General features: G+C 74.3%; 15 protein-coding genes. 8 read left to right on the plus strand and 7 right to left on the minus strand.

The genetic code is table 11. The features are described 5' to 3' along the window. The first annotated feature begins 89 nt into the window (after positions 1-89). The 3 genes from IH61_RS0118990 to IH61_RS0119000 are packed head-to-tail and all read left to right on the plus strand — an operon-like array spanning position 90 to position 3552. Complete coding sequence (locus IH61_RS0118990) at positions 90-614, plus strand: PadR family transcriptional regulator (RefSeq protein WP_031071273.1); 525 nt, start codon at positions 90-92, stop codon at positions 612-614. Then, positions 611-1297, plus strand: a complete 687-nt coding sequence (locus tag IH61_RS0118995) for an ABC transporter ATP-binding protein (RefSeq protein WP_031071276.1) — start codon at positions 611-613, stop codon at positions 1295-1297. Before IH61_RS0118990 ends, IH61_RS0118995 begins: the two co-directional genes overlap by 4 nt. Continuing rightward, complete coding sequence (locus IH61_RS0119000) at positions 1294-3552, plus strand: FtsX-like permease family protein (protein WP_031071278.1); 2259 nt, start codon at positions 1294-1296, stop codon at positions 3550-3552. Before IH61_RS0118995 ends, IH61_RS0119000 begins: the two co-directional genes overlap by 4 nt. A gap of 36 nt (positions 3553-3588) precedes the next feature. Here the strand turns inward: IH61_RS0119000 and IH61_RS0119005 are convergent, their stop codons facing one another. Both IH61_RS0119005 and IH61_RS0119010 read right to left on the minus strand, forming a co-directional pair. Continuing rightward, complete coding sequence (locus tag IH61_RS0119005) at positions 3589-4041, minus strand: nucleotide triphosphate diphosphatase NUDT15 (RefSeq protein ID WP_158845083.1); 453 nt, start codon at positions 4039-4041, stop codon at positions 3589-3591. Between the two features lie 25 nt (positions 4042-4066). Then, the gene (locus tag IH61_RS0119010) at positions 4067-5566 is read right to left on the minus strand and encodes an SDR family oxidoreductase (protein WP_031071282.1); all 1500 of its coding nucleotides are present in this window, start codon (positions 5564-5566) and stop codon (positions 4067-4069) included. A gap of 339 nt (positions 5567-5905) precedes the next feature. Here IH61_RS0119010 and IH61_RS0119015 point away from each other — a divergent pair, with 339 nt between their 5' ends. Then, positions 5906-7345 carry a GuaB1 family IMP dehydrogenase-related protein gene (locus IH61_RS0119015; RefSeq protein WP_031071285.1) on the plus strand — a complete coding sequence of 480 codons (1440 nt, stop codon included), beginning with the start codon at positions 5906-5908 and terminating at the stop codon, positions 7343-7345. Here the strand turns inward: IH61_RS0119015 and IH61_RS49975 are convergent. Next, positions 7306-8673: a DUF5995 family protein gene (locus tag IH61_RS49975; protein ID WP_063763228.1), complete on the minus strand. Its 1368-nt coding sequence runs from the start codon at positions 8671-8673 to the stop codon at positions 7306-7308. The two genes, IH61_RS0119015 and IH61_RS49975, sit on opposite strands and share 40 nt — an antisense overlap. Before the next feature lie 107 nt (positions 8674-8780). Next, positions 8781-9170: a DUF3224 domain-containing protein gene (locus IH61_RS0119025; protein ID WP_031071289.1), complete on the minus strand. Its 390-nt coding sequence runs from the start codon at positions 9168-9170 to the stop codon at positions 8781-8783. A 110-nt stretch (positions 9171-9280) separates the two neighbouring features. Here IH61_RS0119025 and IH61_RS0119030 point away from each other — a divergent pair, with 110 nt between their 5' ends. The 3 genes from IH61_RS0119030 to IH61_RS0119040 all read left to right on the plus strand — a co-directional run bounded on the left by IH61_RS0119030 (position 9281) and on the right by IH61_RS0119040 (position 12219). Next, positions 9281-10234 (plus strand): pseudouridine synthase, encoded by a 954-nt coding sequence (locus IH61_RS0119030; RefSeq protein WP_031071290.1) that lies wholly within the window; start codon positions 9281-9283, stop codon positions 10232-10234. Positions 10235-10324: 90 nt separating this feature from the next. Then, the gene (locus IH61_RS0119035; RefSeq protein ID WP_031071292.1) at positions 10325-11086 is read left to right on the plus strand and encodes an SDR family oxidoreductase; all 762 of its coding nucleotides are present in this window, start codon (positions 10325-10327) and stop codon (positions 11084-11086) included. Further along, a complete protein-coding gene (locus IH61_RS0119040) occupies positions 11083-12219 on the plus strand; it encodes an S-adenosylmethionine:tRNA ribosyltransferase-isomerase (protein WP_051837423.1) in 1137 nt (378 codons plus the stop codon). The genes IH61_RS0119035 and IH61_RS0119040 overlap by 4 nt, the downstream gene beginning before the upstream one ends. A 17-nt stretch (positions 12220-12236) precedes the next feature. Here the strand turns inward: IH61_RS0119040 and IH61_RS43000 are convergent, their stop codons facing one another. After that, complete coding sequence (locus IH61_RS43000; RefSeq protein WP_051837425.1) at positions 12237-15923, minus strand: SpoIIE family protein phosphatase; 3687 nt, start codon at positions 15921-15923, stop codon at positions 12237-12239. A 404-nt stretch (positions 15924-16327) separates the two neighbouring features. Then, positions 16328-17758 carry an MFS transporter gene (locus IH61_RS0119060; RefSeq protein WP_031071296.1) on the minus strand — a complete coding sequence of 477 codons (1431 nt, stop codon included), beginning with the start codon at positions 17756-17758 and terminating at the stop codon, positions 16328-16330. A gap of 135 nt (positions 17759-17893) precedes the next feature. Between IH61_RS0119060 and IH61_RS0119065 the strand changes: the two genes are divergently transcribed. After that, positions 17894-18427 (plus strand): winged helix-turn-helix transcriptional regulator, encoded by a 534-nt coding sequence (locus IH61_RS0119065; protein ID WP_031071298.1) that lies wholly within the window; start codon positions 17894-17896, stop codon positions 18425-18427. A gap of 127 nt (positions 18428-18554) precedes the next feature. Here the strand turns inward: IH61_RS0119065 and IH61_RS0119070 are convergent, their stop codons facing one another. Then, entirely contained in the window at positions 18555-19766 is a 1212-nt protein-coding gene (locus IH61_RS0119070; RefSeq protein ID WP_031071300.1) for an alpha/beta hydrolase family protein, read from the minus strand. Positions 19767-19852: the final 86 nt, after the last annotated feature.

The following is a 19852-nucleotide window of genomic DNA, read 5'->3' on the forward strand; positions in this document are numbered from 1 at the left end:
ACAAGAGTGGTGCGGGCGCCCGGCGCCTCTCCGAGGGTTATCCGCTCCGGCTATACACTCAGTATGTACTCCGGGTGTATGGTCCTCTCATGAGTGTTCCTCTGACCCTGTTGGGGCTGCTTGAGCGGGAGCCGAGCCACGGCTACGACCTCAAGCGCGACTACGACGCCTTCTTCGGCCGGGGCAAGCCCCTCCCGTACGGCCAGGTGTACTCGACCCTCGGCCGGCTGGCCCGGGACGGCAAGGTGATGGCGGGCGAGGCGGAACCCGGCGACGGCCCGGACCGCAAGCGCTACGTGATCACCGAGACCGGCGCCACCGAGTTCGAGACCTGGCTCAAGGAGCCCGTCGCCCCCGAACCCACCCTCCAGTCCACCCTGTTCACCAAGGTCGTCCTGGCCCTGATGCTCGGCCGCGACGCCCAGGAGTACCTGGACACCCAGCGCGCCGCCCACCTGCGCCGGATGCGCGAGCTCACCGAACTGCGCCGCAGCGGACCGCTGGTGGACGCCCTGCTCGCCGACCACGGCCTGTTCCACCTGGACGCCGACCTGCGTTGGATCGACCTGACCACCGCCCGACTCGACGCGCTCGCCGCGGAGGTGCGCCCGTGACCACCGTGATCGAGGCCCGTGACCTCGCCCTGGCCTTCGGCGAGACGCCCGCCCTGCGCGGGGCGAGCCTGTCCGTCGAGGCCGGCGAGGTGCTCGCCATCATGGGGCCCAGCGGCTCCGGCAAGTCCACCCTGCTGCACTGCCTGGCCGGCATCCTCGTCCCCGACGCGGGCGAGGTGCTCTTCAACGGGCAGCGCATCGACACCCTGCCCGAGGCCAAGCGCAGCGCCTTACGCCGTGACAGGTTCGGTTTCGTCTTCCAGTTCGGCCAGCTGGTACCGGAGTTGACGGCGGAGGAGAACGTCGCCCTGCCGCTGCTGCTGAACGGGGTGCGCCGCTCGGCCGCCCTCGCCGAGGCCCGGCCCTGGTTCGAGCGGCTCGGCCTGGACGGTATGGGCGGGCGCCGCTCCGGCGAGCTGTCCGGCGGGCAGGCGCAGCGCGTGGCGCTGGCCCGGGGCCTGGTGGCCCGTCCGCAGGTGCTGTTCGCCGACGAGCCGACCGGCGCGCTGGACTCGCTGACCGGCGAGCAGGTGATGGAGCTGATGGTCGGCGCGGCCCGGGAACAGGGCACCACCGTCATCCTGGTCACCCACGAGGCCCGGGTCGCCGCGTACGCGGACCGCGAGGCCGTCGTGCGCGACGGCCAGGCCCGTACCCTGTCGGCCGGGTCGGTGGCCCCGTGATCGCCTTCGCCCTGCGGCTGGCCGTCAGCGGCGGCCGGGAGGCCCTGGCCCGGTTGGCCACCATCATGGCGGCGGTGGCGATCGGGGTCGGGCTGCTGCTCTCCACCTTCGCCAGCGTCAACGCGATCGGTGAGACGAACGACCGCCAGCACTGGATGAACACGGGCGCTCAGAGCCCGGCGGCGACCTCCGCGGCGAACAAGCTGTGGTGGGAAGCCCGGATGGACTACTACGACGGCAAGAACCTCTTCCAGGTCGAGGTGGCGGCCGACGGGGCCGCCGCGCCGGTGCCGCCCGGTCTGGACAGGCTGCCGGCCCCGGGGGAGTACTACGCCTCGCCCGCGCTGCAGAAGCTCATGGGTTCCGTCCCGGCCGCCGAACTGGCCGACCGCTTCCCGGGCCACCTGGCGGGGACCGTCGGGAACGCGGCCCTGCCCTCCCCGGACAGTCGCACGATCGTCGTCGGCCGTACCGTGGACGAGGTGAAGGCGCTGCCCGAGGCCGTGGCCGTGACCAGCATCGCGACCACCACGCTGGAGGAGTGCGAGCACGGTTGCTTCGGCGAGGGCGTCAAGGGCGACGCCATGGTGCTGATCCTCACCGTGGTGGCCGGGGCGCTGTTCTTCCCGGTGCTGATCTTCATCGGCACCGCCACCCGGCTCTCCGCCGCCGCCCGGGAGCAGCGCTTCGCCGCGATGCGGCTGGTCGGGGCGACCCCGGCGCAGATCTCGGTGGTCGCCGCGGTGGAGTCCACGGTCGCGGCGGCGGTCGGGACGGTGGCCGGCTTCCTGCTCTACTTCGCGCTGCGGCCGCTGGTCGCGGACGTGCCGTTCACCGGGCAGCGGTTCTTCCTCGACGACCTCGGTGTGAGTTCGCTGCAGGCGGTCGCGGTCGCGCTGGGCGTGCCGCTGGCGACGGCGGTGTCCGCCCGGCTGGCGCTGCGCCGGGTGGTGATCTCCCCGCTCGGGGTGTCGCGCCGGGTGACGCCCAAGCCGCCGCGTGCCTGGAGGCTGATCCCGCTGGCGGCGGGTCTCGGCGAACTGGGCTGGTTCGTCGTCCACCACCCGAGCACGACGAACGCCCAGTCGCTGGCCTACCTGAGCGGGTTCGTGCTGGTGATGCTCGGCCTGGTGAGCGCGGGGCCGTGGCTGACGATGGCCACCGCCCAGCTCGTGGCCCGGCGGACGAGCCGCCCGGGCTCGCTGATCGCGATGCGGCGGCTGGCGGACGACCCGAAGGCGGGCTTCCGTTCGGTGGCGGGCCTGGTGCTGGCGCTGTTCGTCACCTCGGCGACGGTCGGGATCATCGGCACGATCAACAGCGAGCGGGGCGCGTCCCTGAGCGGCGACCAGATGGTGCGCAAGTCGATCGTGGACGCCTCGAGGAGCGGCTGGGGCAACGGCATCGAGGCCGGGAGCAGCGAGGGCACCATCGCCTCGGTCTCCGCCGACGTGGTGGCGCAGGCGCGGGCCGTCCCCGGCTTCGAAGGGCTGGCGATCGTCCACGAGAACCCCGCGGGCCTCGGCGCGGTGATGCGCGGTCGGCACAGGCTCTTCCCGGCCCTGGTGCGCTGCTCGGACCTGGCGCAGGTCCCGGTGGTCGGGCAGTGTGCGCCCGGCGCCGCCGTCGCGGCCGTCGACCGGTACCAGTTCGTGGACCTCCAGAGCGGCGCGGGGAAGGTGTGGCCGGCCGTGCCGATCTCGGCGGAGGAGGTCGACAAGCTGCCGGTGCGGGCGCTCTATGCGACGACCGACGGCTCCACCTCGGCACTGGAGCGGCTGCGGTCCCTGTTCGCCCGCAACTACCCCTCGCACGAGCCCCGGTTGGCCGACGACTGGGCCTCCGCCGGGCAGCAACGGCTCCAGGGCTGGCGCCAGTTGGCGAACGTCGTCCTGCTGACCACTCTGCCGATCGCCGGGTGCAGTCTCGCGGTGAGCGTGGTCGCCGGGCTCTCCGACCGCCGACGCCCGTTCGCGATGCTGCGGCTGACCGGTGCGCCGCTGCAACTGCTGCGCAAGGTCGTCGGACTGGAGAGCGCGGTGCCGCTGCTGGTGGTGTCGGCGATCTCGATCGGGGCGGGCTTCGCCTCGGCGGCGATGTTCCTCAAGTCGCAGATGAAGTACGACCTGGCCTCGCCGGGCGCGGTGTACTACGGGCTGACGGCCTTCGGGATCGCCGCCTCGCTGGGGATCATCGCCTCCACCCTGCCGCTGCTGCGGCGGATCACGGGGCCGGAGGCGGCCCGCAACGGCTGACCGCCCGTCGGTCCGGATACCCCGTCACCCGCCTGTTCAGCGCGTGACGGGGTAGCCGTGCGTGTCGGCCTTCAGCTCCGGGCGCAGCTGCGCCAGCCAGCTGCCGAGTACCAGCGCGGACGGGTAGAACATCGGCTGCGGCAGCGCGTCCACCGGCAGGCGCTCCCAGCCGGCGCAGGCGTGCGGCTCGGTGACGTACGCCTGCGCCAGGCTCTCCGGGGCGAGCACGGCGGCGGTGAGCCGGGGCCGGCCGAGGTCGTGGTCGAGGTGCAGGGCCAGTACCCGCATCGCCCCGGCGGGCAGCACGATGCCCGTCTCCTCGGCGAGTTCGCGCGCCGCCGTCTGCTCGAAGGACTCGCCCGGGTCGACCTTGCCGCCGGGCAGGCTCCAGGTGGGCGGCTCGCCGGCGGTGGTGCGGCGGCCGATCAGCACCCGGCCGTCCCCGGTGGGGACGATGACCCCGGCGCCGAGCATCGGTGCGGTCGTCAACTCGCTTGCTCCTTAGGGCTGGTGGTTACCAGTTGGCGCGCTCGTAGTCCTTGAGGAAGCAGCCGTACAGATCCTCGCCGGCCTCGCCACGCACGATCGGGTCGTAGACCCGGGCCGCGCCGTCGACCAGGTCGAGCGGGGCGTGGAAGCCCTCGTCGGCCAGGCGCATCTTGTCCGGGTGCGGGCGCTCGTCGGTGATCCAGCCGGTGTCGACGGCGGTCATCAGGATGCCGTCGTTCTGGAACATCTCCAGCGCGCTGGTGCGGGTGAGCATGTTGAGCGCGGCCTTGGCCATGTTGGTGTGCGGGTGGCCGGCGCCCTTGTAGCCGCGGGAGAAGACGCCCTCCATCGCGGAGACGTTGACCACGTACTTGCGGCGGGACTTCGAGGCGGCCATCGCCGGGCGCAGACGGCTGATGAGGATGAACGGCGCGGTGGAGTTGCAGAGCTGGACCTCCAGCAGCTCGACCGGGCCGACCTCGCTCACGGTCTGCACCCAGCTGTTGGTGTCCGCGAGGTCGGGCACCAGGCCGCCGGCGTCGATCGCGGTGCCGGCCGCGATCCGGGCGGGGGTCGCCGATCCGGTGACCAGGGCGAGCGAGGTGACGTCCTCGGCGGCCAGGCGCTGGGCCTCGCCGCCCGCCTGGTGGGGGAGCGCGGGCAGCTCGACGCCGCCGCTGCCGAAGCGGCCGATGGTCGTGGACTGCGGCAGCTCACCGGCCGGCAGCGGGGCGGACTCGGCGTTGACCAGCTCGCGGTAGGACTCCGGCGGGCGGCGCACGGTCTGCGCGGCGTTGTTGATCAGGATGTCCAGCGGGCCGTCGGCCGCGACCTCGTCCGCCAGCGCCATCACCTGGGCGGGGTCGCGCAGGTCGATGCCGACGATCTTGAGGCGGTGCAGCCACTGCTCGCTGTCCGGCATCGCCTTGAAGCGGCGGATCGCGTCGTTGGGGAAGCGGGTGGTGATGGTGGTGTGGGCGCCGTCGCGCAGCAGCATCAGCGCGATGTACATCCCGATCTTCGCCCGGCCGCCGGTGAGCAGCGCGCGCTTGCCGGTGAGGTCCGCGCGGGCGTCGCGGTGGGCGCGGTTCTTGACGGCGCAGTTCTGGCAGAGGTTGTGGTAGAAGGCGTCGACCTCGACGTAGCGCTGCTTGCAGGTGTAGCAGGAGCGCGGCCGCTCCAGGACGCCGGCGATCTCGGTGGTGGTGACGGTGGTCAGGCCGAAGGCGCCGGCCGTCTCGTCGTCGATCCGGCTGGGGGCGCCGGTGGCGGTGCGGGAGGTGACCTCGCGGTCGTTGGCGGTCTTGCGGGCCCGGGTCTCCTGGCGGCGGCGCTGCTTGAGCGTGCGGAATATGCCGCCGACGGCCTGGCGGACGGTGATCGCGTCCGGGTGGTCCACGTGCAGCTGGTCCAGCTCGGCGAGCACCTCCAGGCAGAGCTTGAGGCGCTCGGGGTCCAGGCCGGGGCCGTAGTCGACTTCCTCGCCGGTCTCCCCGGTCTCCCCGGTCTCCTGGCCCTGCTCGATGCCCTGATCGATGGCCTGCTCGATGCCCTGATCGTTGCCGCTGTCCTGCTTGGTGTCCACGCCCGGTGCCGCTTCCCACTCGCCTCGCCGTTACCGCGTGAATGCTACGGGAGCGGGCCCGGGAGGGGCGAAAACCGGGGCGCTTGGATGATCATCCAAATCTACGCGCGGAGCATTGACAACGGTTTGTGGACAGCCCCAGCAATCGCCCTCGAACTGGCATTTGCCCGGACCGTCCCGGAGAATCGAACGTTGGGTGCGGGCCGCCCGAGTGCGCCTCGACGGCATCGCCGCCTACCGCGCCCGAGGTGTATCCCCCCAAGCCAGAGAGCCCCCTTCATGCGCTTCCTGAACGACCTCACGCCCTCGTACGACCTCACGTACGACGACGTCTTCATGGTCCCCAGCCGCTCCGCCGTGGGCTCCCGGCAGGGTGTCGACCTGTCCTCCAACGACGGGACCGGCACCACCATCCCCCTGGTCGTCGCCAACATGACCGCCATCGCCGGCCGCCGGATGGCCGAGACCGTCGCCCGCCGCGGCGGCCTGGTCGCCATCCCGCAGGACATCCCCACCGAGGTGATCGCCGAGGTCGTGGACTGGGTCAAGGGCCGCCACCTGGTGTTCGACACCCCGATCACCCTCGCGCCGTCCGCCACCGTCGCCGAGGCGCTCTCGCTGCTGCCCAAGCGCGCGCACGGCGCCCTCGTGGTCGTCGAGGACGGCAGGCCGGTCGGCGTCGTCACCGACTCCGACTGCCAGGGCGTGGACCGCTTCACCAGCCTCGCCGACATCATGTCCCGCGACCTGCTCGTCCTCGACGAGACCATCGACCCGCGCGCCGCCTTCGAGAAGCTCACCGAGGCGCACCGCCGCCTCGCCCCGGTGGTCGACGCCGAAGGCCGCCTCGTGGGCCTGCTCACCCGCAAGGGCGCGCTGCGCGCCACCCTGTACACCCCGGCCGTCGATGCGGCGGGCAAGCTGCGCATCGCCGCCACGGTCGGCATCAACGGCGACGTCGCGGGCAAGGCCAAGGCGCTCGTCGAGGCCGGTGCCGACGTGCTGGTGGTCGACACCGCGCACGGCCACCAGGAGTCCATGATCAGCGCGCTGCGCGCGGTGCGCGGCCTGGACCCGCAGGTCCCGATCGTCGCCGGAAACGTGGTCTCCGCCGTCGGCGTGCGCGACCTCGTCGAGGCGGGCGCCGACATCCTCAAGGTCGGCGTCGGCCCCGGCGCCATGTGCACCACCCGGATGATGACCGGCGTCGGCCGGCCGCAGTTCTCCGCCGTCCTGGAGTGCGCCGCCGAGGCCCGCCGCCTCGGCAAGCACGTCTGGGCCGACGGCGGCGTGCGCCACCCGCGCGACGTCGCCATGGCGCTCGCCGCCGGCGCCTCCAACGTGATGATCGGCTCCTGGTTCGCCGGCACCTACGAGTCCCCGGGCGACCTCCAGACCGCCGCGGACGGCCGCCAGTACAAGGAGAGCTTCGGCATGGCCTCGGCCCGCGCGGTCAGCAACCGCACCGCCCAGGACTCCTCCTACGACCGCGCCCGCAAGGCCCTGTTCGAGGAGGGCATCTCCCACTCCCGCATGTTCCTCGACCCGGCCCGCCCGGGCGTCGAGGACCTGATCGACTCGATCATCGCCGGCGTCCGCAGCTCCTGCACCTACGCGGGCGCCAGCACGCTGGAGGAGTTCCACGACAAGGCCATCGTCGGCATCCAGAGCGCCGCCGGCTACGCCGAGGGCAAGCCGCTCCACTCCAGCTGGGCCTGACCGGACCCGGGAGGGTCGACCGGGGCACCGCCCGGCTCCGCGAAGGGGGCGGAGCCGGGCGAGGCGCTGACGGCCACCCCGGGGTAGGCGGCGTCCGGCAGCACCACGCCGGGCGCCGCTGATGCGTTGGATGCCGCCGACGCACCGGGCGCGGCCGACGCACCGGACGCCGCCGACGCGACGGCGGCGTCCGCAGGCGCTGTGCCGGTTGCCGTTGACCGGCTCGCAGTCGAAGCGGCGGGCGAGGGGTGCACCGCAACGCCCCTGGGGCTGCCGACGCGCCGCCCGCCCGGGGCGTCGCGGCCGTCCTGGTCGGGCAGCCCTGCTCGGGCGGCCTGCCCGTTCGGCTCGCCCCGCGCCGCACTTGACCTGCCGCCGACTGTGGCCGCCTGCCCGCCCGGGGCGTCTCGGCCGTCCCGCCCGGGCAGCCCTGCTCGGGCGGCCTGCCCGTACGGCTCGCCCCGCGCCGCACTCGACCCGCCGCCGACTGTGGCCGCCTGCCCGCCCGGGCCGCCCGTCGCGCCCGGTTCGGACGTGCCGCCCAACTCCTGTGCCGCGCCGGCCAGCTCCCGCGCCGCGCCCGACCCGGTGCCGCCCGTCTCCCGCGACGCGCCCTCCGGCTCGTGGAGGCCGAGCGGGAGCAGCAGGGCGCGGCCGAGGAACCCGACCGAGCCGTCGAGCACCGCGGCGAAGGCCCGCGCCGCGCCGGGCAGTCCGCGCAGTTCCCACAGCGCCTGGACGGCGGCCCAGGCACCCTCCCGCGCGGCCTGCACCGACCACGCGCCGAGCAGGTGGGTGAGCGGCTCGGCGCGCTCCAGGAGGTCGGGGCCGGGCATCAGCTGCTCCCGGACGAGGGCCTCCGTGTCGGCCAGTACGTCGTTGATCCGGTGATAGTCCTCCTCGAGGGCGGCCGGTGTGCAGTTCCGGCGGCGGCAGATGTCGATGACGGCGAGCGGCAGGTCGTGCTGGATGTGGGCGTTCATTCCGGCCAGCCCGAACTGCAGCGGGTGCACCCCGGGGTGGGCGCGCTGGTCGAACAGTGGCCGCCAGCTGGCGGGCGGCTCCTGCCCGGCCGCGTCGGCGGCCACGGCCAGCAGGTACCGCCCGGCGAACACCACGTCCAGCTCGGCCACGGCCGGAGGGTCGGCGAAGTACCGGCCGCCGAGGTGGTCGCGGACGGCCTCCGTCACCGTGAGGTAGAGCCGGTTGAAGACCGCCACGCCGTCCCCCGGCGGCAGCCCTGCCCCGATTCCGCGCAGCCGGTCGACCACCTCCTCGACCGTGCCCGGAACACCTGCCGCGATCTGGGCCACCGTCGCCTCGGGCATGCGCCACCCTCCGATGTCGATCGTGCACTGATCGCATCATCGTGACAGCGCGCACCGGCGCTCGAGCTGTACGGCACCACCGCCGTCGAGGTGACGCCCCGGGGCGGTCAGCCCAGCTCGTACTCCAGGACGAAGGTGTGGGCGCCGGACTCGTCGACGGTCAGGTGGAACTCCCCGGTGATCCCGGCCAGCTCGCCCGCCCCCGTGCCCGGCGCCACGCGTATCGTCGTGCCGGACGTGTCCCACGCGGCGTGCTGGAGCACGAACGAGCCCTTGCGCCCGTCCAGTTCACCCGTCACGTGCTCCACCGCCACGTACGAGGCCGGCTCGCCGCCCGGCCCGCCGACCGACAGCATCCGCACCTCGCTGGTGCCGCTGAGCGCACCCGTGAACACCTTGGCGATCCTGATCCGCCCGAAGGAGGCGCTCTCGCGCTCCTCCACCTCCACCTGCTCGAACGTGGTCAGCTCGAACGACCCCGCAGCCCTGAACCCCATGGCACCGTCCCCTCGTCAGCCGTGTACGACCGTTCCTCGATCGTGCTCGGGACGCTAGCAGCCACCACTGACAATCGCCCCTGCCCGGGAGCACTAGGCTGGGCCGGGAGATGAGACGCAAGAACCGACGCCCGGCCTCCCCCCTCCCGCAGCGCAACGGCGTGGACCCGGTGCACCTGCGGCTTCCCCTGGAGGGCCCCTGGCCCACCGTGCGGGCGTACCTCGTCGAGAGGCTGCCCACCGTCGGCGCCGAGCGGGTCGACGAGGCGCTGCGCGGGCGGGAGATCGTCGGCGAGGAGGGCCCGGTCGCGCCGGAGGAACCGTTTCGCCCTGGTGCACACCTGTGGTTCTACCGCGACCACCCCGAGGAGGTGCACGTCCCGTTCGAGCTGGTCGTGCTCCACCGGGACGAGCACCTCGTCGTCGTCGACAAGCCGCACTTCCTGGCCACCACCCCGCGCGGCCGGCACGTGATCGAGACGGCGCTGTCCCGGCTGCGCCACGGCCTCGAGCTGCCCGCGCTCAGCCCCGCGCACCGCCTGGACCGGCTCACCGCGGGCCTGGCCATGTTCGTGGTGCGCCCGGAGGACCGTGGCGCCTACCAGACGCTCTTCCGCGACCGCCTGGTCCGCAAGGAGTACCGCGCGGTCGCCGCCTACGACCCGGCGCTGGAGCTGCCGCGCACCGTCCGCAGCCACATCGTCAAGGAGCGCGGGGTGATCGCCGCCCGGGAGCTCGACGCGCCGCCGAACAGCGAGAGCCGGGTCGACCTGCTGACCCACCGAGACGGCCTCGGCCACTACCGCCTGCGCCCCCTCAGCGGCCGCACCCACCAGCTGCGCCTGCACATGTCGGGCCTGGGCCTGCCGATCCTCGGGGACCCGGTCTACCCCGTGGTGCTGCCCGAACCGGCCCCGGACGACTTCCGCCGCCCGCTGCAACTGCTCGCCTCCTCCGTCGAGTTCACCGACCCCCTGACCGGCCGCGAGCGGTACTTCGAGACCCGCCGCACCCTCCGGGCGTGGACGGACCCGGACGGCTGGGCAGGCGAAGGCGGGTCCTAGGACGGCCTGCCGATCTAGGACGAACGGACCAAGCCCCGCTGGGTCCGCCGCCCGATCCACCCCCCGGCCGGGCGGGGCGAAAGTGGGGGCATGAAGCGATCTGCACCGCACAACACCGCTCCCGTCGCCCTGGTCACGGGCGCCTCCCGGGGCCTCGGCCGGGCCCTCGCGCAGGCGCTCGCCGAGGACGGCTGGCAGCTGGTGATCACCGCCCGTGGCGCGGCCGAACTCGCCGTGGCCGAGGCCGAACTGGCGGCCGTCACCACCGTCGTGGCCCTGCCCGGGTCGATCGTCGACGACGACCACCGGGCCCGGCTGGCCGAGGCCGCCGAGCGGCTCGGCGGCGCCGCGCTGCTGGTGAACAACGCCGGCACGCTCAACGGCGCCCCCGCGCCCGGCGCCGAGCCGCTGCCCCGGCTGGCCGCGTACCCGTTGCCGGACCTGCTGGAGACCTTCGAGGTCAACGCGCTCGCCCCGATCGCCCTCACCCAGCTCGTCCTTCCCCAACTGCGCGCCCACCGGGGCGCCGTGCTCAACATCAGCTCGGACGCGGCCGTGGAGGCGTACGTCGGCTGGGGCGGCTACGGCGCCAGCAAGGCGGCGCTGGACCAGGCGAGCGCCGTACTCGCCCGCGAGGAGGGGGAGTTGCGGGTCTGGGCGGTCGACCCGGGCAGCATGCGCACCCGGATGCTCCAGGAGGCGAGCCCCGGGGAGGACATCTCCGGCGAGGCCCTGCCGGAGCAGGTGGCCCCCGTCCTGCTCGCCCTGGTGCGCGAGCGCAGCGCCTCCGGCCGCTACCGCGCCGAGGACCTCGCCGCCGTCGCATCCGTCCCGTCCGGGGGCGGCAGGTGACGACGGCCGAGGCGGACCTCGGCCTCGGGCCCGAGTTCACCGTCCCGCCCGAACTCTCCGCCCGCGCACCGGCGGAGGCCCGAGGCGGGGCCCGCGACGGCGTGCGGATGCTCGTCGGCCGCCGCGACGTCGGCCGCCGCGACGTCGGCAGACGCGCTGCCGCTCCGCGTGACGCCGCCCCGGAAGCCGAAGCCCGCACCGAGCACCGCCGCTTCTCCGACCTGCCCGAGGTGCTCCGCCCGGGCGACCTCCTGGTGGTCAACAACTCGGCCACCCTCCCCGCCGCGCTGCCCGGCCGCCTGCCGGACGGAACGCCGGTCGCGCTGCACCTGTCCTCCGCGCAGCCGGACGGACTCGGCACCCACCTGGTGGAGCTCCGCCGGGTGGAGCCGGGCCGGGCCGCCGCCTACTACCCGCCCGAGGAGACCCCGGCCCGCCCGGGCCTGCGGATCTCCCTACCGGCCGGAGGCGCCGCCGAGCTGACGGCCTCCTTCACCGCCCGCCTCTGGCACGCGGAACTCGCCCTGCCGGCACCCCTGTTGCCCTATCTCGCGCAGCACGGCCGGGCGATCCGCTACGGCTACGTGGACCGCGAGTGGCCGATCGAGGCGTACCAGACGGCCTTCGCGACCGTCCCCGGCAGCAGCGAAATGCCCAGCGCCGCCCGCCCGTTCACCGCCGACACGGTGGCCCGACTGGCCGGCCGGGGCGTGCTCCTCGCCCCGGTCACCCTGCACACCGGCGTCGCCTCGCCGGAGGCGCACGAGGCCCCGTACGCCGAGCGCTTCCACGTCCCGGCGGCCACCGCCCGCCTGGTCGGCCACGTCCGCTCCGGCGGCGGCCGGGTGATCGCGGTCGGCACCACGGTGGTCCGCGCCCTGGAGTCGGCCGCCGCGCCGGACGGGACGGTCCAGGAGGCGGACGGCTGGACGGAGTTGGTGATCACCCCGGAGCGCGGCGTCCGCGCCGTGGACGGTCTGCTCACCGGCTGGCACGAGCCGCGCGCCTCGCACCTGCTGATGCTCGCCGCCGTCGCCGGGCGCCCGCTGCTCGCCGACTGCTACCGCGAGGCCGTGCAACACCGGTACCTGTGGCACGAGTTCGGGGACGTGAACCTGCTGCTGCCGAACTGACGGCTCCGGAGACGGAGTCAGGCGGCCGTCGAGCCCGGGGGCAGTTCCAGCTCGAACCAGACCACCTTGCCGTTCCGGGTGCGCCGGCTGCCCCAGCGGTGGGCGAGTTCGTTGACCAGGTGGATGCCGCGCCCGCCCTCGTCCTCGGTGTGGGCGCGGCGCATCCGGGGCACCTCACTCTCCCGGTCCGCGACCTCGACGGTGAGCGTGCGGTTGCAGAACAGCCGTAGCTGGGTGGGCGATCCGGCGTGCACCAGGGCGTTGGTGATCAGCTCGCTGGTCAGCAGCTCGGCCCAGTCGGCGAGGGCGCCGAGGCCCCAGGACTCCAGCGTCTCGCGGGCGAAGCGGCGCGAGTGGGCGACCATCTCGCGGTCCCCGGTGAGCGGCAGGGAGGCGATCCGGTCGGCGCCCGCCGGGCGGACCTGGGCCATGAGGACGGCGATGTCGTCCTCACTGGTGGGGCCGGTGAGCCGGGTCAGCACGGCGTCGCAGGTCTGCTCCAGCGTGCGGCGGCGGTCGGCGACGGTGCGGCAGAGCAGTTGCAGGCCCTCGTCCAGGTCGTGGCCCCGGCGCTCGACCAGCCCGTCGGTGTACAGAGTGAGGATCGCCTCCTCGGGGAGGGTGAACTCGGCGCTGTCGAACGGGACTCCGCCCACCCCGAGCGGCGCCCCGGGCGGCAGCTCGACCAGGTCCGCCCGGCCCTCGGTGTCGGCGACCACCGGCGGCAGGTGGCCCGCGCAGGCGGCGGTGCAACTGCGGTCCGCCGGGTCGTACACCACGCAGACGCAGGTGGCGAACTGCCCTTCGCCGAGCGCCGTGGTGGCCTCGTCCAGCCGGTACATGACCCGCGCCGGGTCCAGGTCGAGGGTGATCAACGTACGGGCGACGGTGCGCAGTTGGCCCATCGTCGCGGCGGCCCGGATGCCGTGGCCCATCACGTCGCCGACGATCAGCGCGACCCTCCCGGCGGCCAGCGGCACCACGTCGAACCAGTCGCCGCCGACCTCGCTGACCACGCTGCTCGGCAGGTACCGGTAGGCGATCTCCAGCCCGAGCGTGCGGTGGATCTCCTGCGGCAGCAGGCTGCGCTGCAGCATCAGGGCGGTGTCGCGCTCGCGGCGGTACAGCCGGGCGTTGTCGATGGCCAGCGCCGTCCGGGAGACCAGTTCCTCGGCCAGCGAGCGGTCCTCCGGGCCGAACGGCACCGGGTTGCGGGTGCGGATGAACTCCGCGCCGCCGAGCACCACTCCGCGCGCCACCAGCGGCACCATCAGGTACGAGTGCACCCCGGCGGACAGGCCCGGCTCCACCCGGTCGGGGGAGGCGGCGATCCGGCGCATGTCGGCCTCCGTCACCTCGGAGATCAGGATCGAGCGGCGGGTGCGCAGGCTCTCGGCGTACACCTGCGCGGACTGGGAGGACTCGCCGACCTGGTCGGCGGTCACGGTCAGGGCGCCGTCACCGCCGGTCACGTCGCCGACTGCCACCGCCCGCATCAGCACCGCTCCGTCGGCCGGGACGGGCCCGGGCTCCTCACCGCCGAGCACCGTGTCGCGCAGGTCCACCGTCACGAAGTCCGCGAAGCGCGGCAGCACCACCTCGACCAACTCCCGGGCGGTGCGGTGCAGATCGAGCGTGGTGCCGATGCGGGCCGTCGCCTCGTTCAGCAGCGACAGGCGCTGCTGCGCGGCCCGGGCCTCGTCCAGCGCCCGCTGCCGCGCGTCCGAGGCGTCCCGCTCGCGGGTGTACAGCAGCGCGTTGTCGATCGACACGGCCGCCCGTACCGCCAACTCCCCGGCCAGCGCCAGGTCCTCGTCCACGTACGGGCGGTCGACGAGGGTGCGGTAGAACCCGGCGACACCGATCGGCGTCCCGCGCGCGATCAGCGGGACGACCATGAAGGAGCGCACGTTCTGCTCGCGGATGGCCGCCGTGCGCACCGGATCGTCGGCGAACCAGGCCAGCCCCTGCTCGTCCATCCTCGGCACCAGCACCGGCTCCCGATGCTCCAGGCACCACGCGTACGGCGAGCCGGGCGGGAACCGGTGCACCCCGCCGAGCCGGGCGATCGGCGACAGGGTGGAGCCGGGCACCGAGTGGAAGGCCATCCGCCGCAGCAGCGCGGACCCGTCCGTCGTGGCGGCCGCCTCGCGCTCGCCGTGCACCAGCCCGTCCAGGATCTCCACCACCACCGTGTCCGCCAGCCGGGGCGTCGCCACCTCGGCCAACTCCTGGGCGGTGCGGTCGATTTCGAGGGTGGTGCCGATCCTGGTCGAGGCGACGTTGACCAGCGCCAGCCGCTCCTGCGCCGCCTTCGCCTCGCGCAGCGCCTGCTGCCGCGCCAGCACGGTCTGGTGCTGGCGCAGGTACAGCCGGGCGTTGTCGAGGGCGACGGCGGCGCGCGAGGCCAGCTCCTCGCCGAGGGTGATGTCGGCCTCGGCGAAGGACTCGCGCGCACCGCGCCGCGAGTACACCACCATGCCGAGGGTGGTGCCGCGCGCGACCAGCGGGGTGATCCGCACCGAGCGGGGCCGGTCGCCGAGGAAGGCGCGCCTGCGGCTCTCGGTGACGCCGTCGCTCAGCAGCGGCGGCACCACCACCGTCCGCCCGGTGGCCAGCGCCCTGGCGTACGGGGAGTCCGGCGGCAGCTCGTACAGCGCGTCCACCGGCAGCGCCTCGGCCGGGTACAGCGGATCGTCGGTGGCCAGCGCCAGGCGGCGCACCAGCATCGGGGCCTGCGGGTCCGGGGGCTCCACGCTGCGGCCGGCGACCAGCGCCTCCAGGGCGAACACCCCGCTCACGTCCGCGACCTGGGGCACCATCGCGTCCGCCAGCTCGCGGGCGGTCTGGTGCAGGTCGAGGGTGGTGCCGATCGAGGCCGTGGCGTCCACCAGCAGCGTCAGGCGCTCCTGCGCCCGGGCGGCGCGGGCGTCGGCGCGGAAGCGCGCGGTGATGTCGACGACGGTCGCGCTCACCCCGAGCACCCGCCCGCCCCGGTCCTGCAGCCGGAAGTACGAGGCGGACCAGGCGTGTTCACGGCGGGGGTCGCTCATGGTGCGGCCGTGCGCGCGGGCGTCCAGCACCGGCACGCCGCTGGCCAGCACCCGCCGCATCGCCTCCTCGGCCTCGGCGCCGTTGGTCCCGGGCAGCAGTTCGGAGATCCGGCGGCCCAGGTGCTGCTCGGCCGGCAGGCCGTTCGCGCGGGCCAGGGCCTCGTTGAGCCGGACGAAGCGCAACTCGCTGTCGAACACGCCCATGCCGACGGGGGACTGGGTGAAGAACCCGTCCAGCACCGCCAGGTCGGACTGGATGCGGCGCAGCGTCGTCACCTCGGCGGCGACCGCCAGGACGAGTGGGCCGACGGCTCCCGGCACGGTGATCGCATGGGTGTGGAACTCCAACTGCACCGCGTGGCCGTCCCGGTGGCGCACCGGGAACACCCCCGTCCAGGGGCGGCCGGCCTGGATCTGCCCGAACAGCTGGAGCACCTCGCTCCGCTGCTCGTCGGTGGCCAGCAGGTCGGCGGCCCTCGCCCCGAGGGCCTGCTCCGCGCTGTAGCCGAGCAGCGCCTCGGCGTCGCCGCTCCAGTGCAGGATGCGGCCGTCGGCACCCAGGAGGGCCGTGGCGATCGGCACCATCAGCAGGGCGTCCTGCTGGGGCTCGCCCCGGTGCTGCGCGTCGTCGTTCACCACGTCGTCCACCACGGCCCGAGAAGCGTACGGAGATCGTTCCGACCAGCCCTGCCATCTTCGCACGCGGCCCCGGGACCCGCCTCAGGGTAGGAGGACGAGGCGATCCAGGTGGAAGGGGTCCTCGGCGGGCTGTTCGCCGCCGAAGGACCGCACGCGGTGACGGCCGGGCGGGAGCCCGACGGGGAGGTGCTCGCCGGACGCGAGGAGGACGCGGGCGGTGCGCAGGAAGTCGGCCCGGCCGACTTCCCGCGCATCCGGGGGTGTGTGGGCGAGCCTGGCGCTAGCTATCGAAGGGCAAATATTGGCCCGCTGAGCCTTCGGCGGCCTTCGCCCGTCGCCCGTCGCCCGTCGCCGGAGAAGGCTGCCGAGCAGGAACAAGATGAGCCCCCGAAGAGGCCCGGCCGACTCCCCGCGCGTCACCGCCCCGCCGCAGCGGGCTCAGGCGCGCGCTCCGCCGCCTGCGGCGCAGGTGCGCGGCGCGCGAGGAGGGCGAGCAGGGCGCCGACGAGGCAGAGGACGGCGGCGGCCAGGGTGGCCCGGTCGGTGCCCGTGGCCAGGGTGTCCGCCGTGGTGCCGGGCCGGGTGGAGCCGACCAGGGCGATGGTGAGGGCGACGCCGAGGGCGGAGCCGAGGTAGCGGGAGGTGATGTTGGCGCCCGAGCCCATCGCGGCCCGGTGCGGCGGGACACTGCTGACCGCGAGCCGGGCCAGCGCCGCGTTGAGGACGCCGCTGCCGATGCCCGCCACCACGAGCCCCGGTGCCAGCCGCAGCCAGGAACCGCCGGGCGTGAGCCCGTACAGTCCGGCCGCGCCGAGGCCGCAGACCAGGAGCCCGAGCGCGACCTGCACGGTGGCGGACAGGTGCGCCGCCAGCCGACGGGCCTGGAGCGCGGAGACGACGGACAGGCCCGACCAGAGGGCGACCACCCCGCCCGCCGCCGGGCCGGAGAGCGCGAGGACGCCCTGCAGCAGGGTGGGCAGGTAGCTCATGTAGCCGACGATCGCGGCGCCGGTGAACAGCGCCCCGCCGGTGGCGACGAGGAAGCCCGGGTCGCGGAACAGCCCGAGGTCCAGCATCGGCTCCCGCACCTTCGCCTCGACCAGGACGAACGCCGCCAGCAGCAGCACCCCGCCCGCGAGCAGCGCCGCGACCACCGGCCGCCCCCAGCCGTCGCGGCCCTCGGCCAGGCCCGCGATCAGGCAGGACGTGCCGGTGGCCAGGGTCAGGACGCCGTACGGGTCGAGGGCGCGCGGCCGCCCGGCCCGGGACTCGGTGAGGACGGCGGCGGCGAAGGCCGCCACGGCGGCGGAGGCCAGCGCGACGCCGCCGCTGACCGCGCGCCAGCCCGCCCACTGTTCGACCAGCGCGCCGCACACCGGGCCCACCGCGATGCCGAGGCCGAGCGACGCGCCCCACACCCCCAGCGCCCGCACCCGTGCGGGGCCCGGCGGGTGGGCGTGGCTGATCAGGCCGAGCGCGGGGGCGAGGAGGGCCGCCGAGGCGACGCCGAGGAGAACGCGCGCGGCGAGGTAGACGGCTCCGCCGGGGGCGAGCGCGGCGAGGGCTTCGGAGGCGAGGAGCAGCAGGGCGCCCAGGGTGAAGACCTTCTTGCGGTCGTGGTCGTCGGCGGCGCTGCCTGCGGTCAGCAGCAGGGCGGTGACGCCGACGAGCGTGCCGGTGAGGATCCAGGTGCGTCCGGCGGCGCCGAGGTGGGCGGCCTCGGCGGTGGCGGCGAGGGAGGCGGTGGGGGCGGTGTAGGCGACGGTGACCAGGGCGGTCGCGGCCGAGGTGACGGCCAGCGTGGCGCCGGGCCGCAGGGGAGAGGTGCCGGGCGGTGCGGGGGGCATGGGAGTTCCCTCCGGGCGACGGAACAGTGGGTCCGGTGAACGTGAGTCTGGTGAATGAACCTTCTTCTCGGCGGCACGCTACCACCGTTGGTCTGTTCATTGAACCCACTCGGACCGTGGACTACCCTGACCCGCATGGCCCTCGGCACCGACTACGAATCCCAGGACTGCAGCCTGGCCCGCGCCCTGGAGGTGATCGGCGAGCGCTGGAGCCTGCTGATCGTCCGCGACGCCTTCTACGGCGTGCAGCGGTTCAACGACTTCCTCACCCACCTCGGCATCCCGAGGGCCGTCCTCACCGCCCGGCTGGGCGCCCTCGTCGAAGCCGGGGTGCTGCGCAAGGAGCCGTATCAGCTCGCGCCGCTGCGCCACGCGTACCTGCTCACCTCGAACGGGCTCGAACTCTGGGGCCCGCTCTACCAGTTGAGCCGCTGGGGCGCCCGGCACGCGATGCAGGACGGGCCGTACCACCTGTTCGCCCACGCCGCCTGCGGCACCGACCTGGACCACCTCGGCCTCTGCCCCCGCTGCGGCGGAGCGCCGGTGGCGCCCACCGAGATCGCCATGCGCCCCAACCCGGCCCGGGCCGCCGGTCGGCGGGACGACCCGGTCTCCCGCGCCATCGCCCGCCCGCACCGGCTGCTCGAACCGGTCGCCTCGGCGGCCTGACCGCCGAAGACGCCTGACCGCCGAAGACGCCTCGCACCCGAAAACCCCAACGGCGGAGCCGCAGAGGGCTCCGCCGTCCGGCGAATCCGGTCGATCGGGAGTGGATCAGGAGTGGATCAGGAGTGGATCAGGAGTGGAACCGCACCTCCGGGTCGGCGGCGCTCGGCCCGTCCAGCAGGGGCTGGTCCACCCCCTTCAACTGCTGGTCGAAGAAGGCCACCACGTACTGCCGGGTGAGGTCCACCCCGCGACGGGCGGTCATGGTGGTGTCCGGGCCCTGCGGGAGGCCGAGCTTCTCCATGAAGAGCGGCAGGTCGGTGAAGCTGCCGTGGTTGGCGCCGTCGAAGATCAGCCAGCGCTTCCAGCCGTCGAGCTTGGTCCAGCCGTCCTTCCAGCTGTCGTCCTCGCTGCCGTCCTTCTGCCCGTGGGAGATCATCAGGACCGGCTTGCCGCCGATGCCGGTGTCGGGCACCCGGTAGTCGAAGGTCCCGTCCAGGTTCACCCCGGCCTGGATGCGGTCGTCGTTGAGCAGGGCCGGGACGATGGCCGCGCCGCCCGCCGAGTGCCCGGCCATGCCGATGCGGTCGCGGTCGATGAGGCGGGCGTACTGCCACGCGGGGTGGGGGCGGTCGGTGAGCTGGTCGACGACGAAGGAGACGTCCGTCGCCCGGCTCGCGTCCAGGGCCTTCCACGCCTCCTCGGTCCTGAACGTGCCGCACACGACGCAGGGGAGCGTCCGCCCGTCCGGGAAGGTGGTCCCGGTGTTCTCGTAGGTGTGGTCGACCAGCGCGACGACGTACCCGTGGCTGGTCAACTCCTCGGCCAGGCTGGAGATCTCGGTGCGGGGTGCGGTGAAGCCGGGGGAGAGGACCACGAGCGGGTAGTGCCCGCCGAAGGGGCGCGCGCCGGTCTCCGACCACGTCCGGGTGCCGGTGACGGCCTCGGTCGGGATGTGGTTGCCGGGCACCTTGACGTCCAGCAGGGCGCGGGCGGCCCCGGGGGTCATGTACGGGGCCGGGGTGCCCGTGCCGGCGTGCGCGGGGTAGTACATCGACACCATCAGCTGACGCGGACCGGAGGACGGGACCCACGGGTCCGGCCGGTCGTTGTCGACCAGGTGCAGGATCTCCTGGCCGACGGCGAACGGCCCGGTCGGGCGCGGGAGTTCGACCAGGGCGGAGGCCGGGGCCGTGGTGGCGGACGGGGTGGCGGACGGGGCGGCGGACGCGGCGGTGTCCGGCGCCGTCGGCGCGGCCAGGGCGGGCGAGGCGGCGACCACGGACAGAGGGAGCGCGAGCAGCAGGGCTGCCGCAGCGGCGGTGGTGCGAAGTCGGCTCATGCGGTCGACGTTAGGTTTCCCGCACGGAAGTTGACGTCAGCTCAGAGGAGTACCGGCCCCCTGCGGGGCGCCGCCGGCCGCCCCTA

The organism is Streptomyces sp. NRRL WC-3742 (assembly GCF_000720635.1).
In the GTDB taxonomy this organism is placed as follows: Bacteria; Actinomycetota; Actinomycetes; order Streptomycetales; family Streptomycetaceae; genus Kitasatospora.

Excerpts from the sequence above, each read along its gene's own strand:
- IH61_RS0118990 (WP_031071273.1), top strand. The coding sequence starts at position 90 with ATGAGTGTTCCTCTGACCCTGTTGGGGCTGCTTGAGCGGGAGCCGAGC.
- IH61_RS0119015 (WP_031071285.1), top strand. The coding sequence starts at position 5,906 with ATGCGCTTCCTGAACGACCTCACGCCCTCGTACGACCTCACGTACGAC.
- IH61_RS49975 (WP_063763228.1), bottom strand. The coding sequence starts at position 8,673 with ATGCCCGAGGCGACGGTGGCCCAGATCGCGGCAGGTGTTCCGGGCACG.
- IH61_RS0119025 (WP_031071289.1), bottom strand. The coding sequence starts at position 9,170 with ATGGGGTTCAGGGCTGCGGGGTCGTTCGAGCTGACCACGTTCGAGCAG.
- IH61_RS0119030 (WP_031071290.1), top strand. The coding sequence starts at position 9,281 with ATGAGACGCAAGAACCGACGCCCGGCCTCCCCCCTCCCGCAGCGCAAC.
- IH61_RS0119035 (WP_031071292.1), top strand. The coding sequence starts at position 10,325 with ATGAAGCGATCTGCACCGCACAACACCGCTCCCGTCGCCCTGGTCACG.
- IH61_RS0119060 (WP_031071296.1), bottom strand. The coding sequence starts at position 17,758 with ATGCCCCCCGCACCGCCCGGCACCTCTCCCCTGCGGCCCGGCGCCACG.
- IH61_RS0119065 (WP_031071298.1), top strand. The coding sequence starts at position 17,894 with ATGGCCCTCGGCACCGACTACGAATCCCAGGACTGCAGCCTGGCCCGC.
- IH61_RS0119070 (WP_031071300.1), bottom strand. The coding sequence starts at position 19,766 with ATGAGCCGACTTCGCACCACCGCCGCTGCGGCAGCCCTGCTGCTCGCG.